This is a genomic window from Aphanizomenon sp. UHCC 0183, assembly GCF_009712065.1.
Taxonomy (GTDB): domain Bacteria; phylum Cyanobacteriota; class Cyanobacteriia; order Cyanobacteriales; family Nostocaceae; genus Dolichospermum; species Dolichospermum heterosporum.
Map to the genome: position 1 here is coordinate 32,673 of NZ_VILC01000068.1, position 606 is coordinate 33,278.

Annotated in this window: 1 protein-coding gene; it reads right to left on the reverse strand. The window is 32.3% G+C overall.

Annotated elements, in window-relative coordinates; all coding sequences use genetic code 11:
• Positions 1 to 20 precede the first annotated feature (20 nt).
• A partial coding sequence (locus FJR37_RS19180) for a transposase (protein WP_371416141.1) occupies positions 21 to 606 on the reverse strand: 586 nt, incomplete at its 5' end.

Below are 606 nucleotides of genomic sequence, written 5' to 3' on the forward strand. Positions count from 1 at the left end.
ACCCTACAAATAGATTTATATTATTCATGTCCAATATTTTCAGGAATATTCAAAGATTCATTTGCACCCCAATCTTGAGGATAAATTCCTTTTGCAACAAATCGGTGAAAACTAGAAAATTGCCAATTTTGTGGTGATTGGCATAAACCATGTTTTACAGAATTATAATGAATGTAATCACAGTGATTACTAAAATCTTTTTCATTTCTAATTAAATGCTCCCAATAGCGTCTTTGCCATAAATTCTTTTCTTGACGTTTTTCACGAGATAAGCTAATTTCTGTTGAAATTTGTAGTTTATGTCCACAACTACGAGTAACAAAACTTTTCAAATAACGCCAACGAATGGGATAGTTACTATCGCCTTCGGGAAGAGTCCAGATACAATGAAAATGATCGGGTAGAAGTGCGATCGCATCAATAGAAAATGGATATAATTTTTGTGTTCTTTGTAAACCTTTGCGTAAAGTCTCCCGTCCAATATCAGTACATAACCAAGGTATTCTTTTATAGGTTACTTGGGTAAAAAAATATGTCGCACCAGGCATAATAATTCGGCGATAGTTAGACATAATTAAAATGGATTTATGATAAATAATTATATCC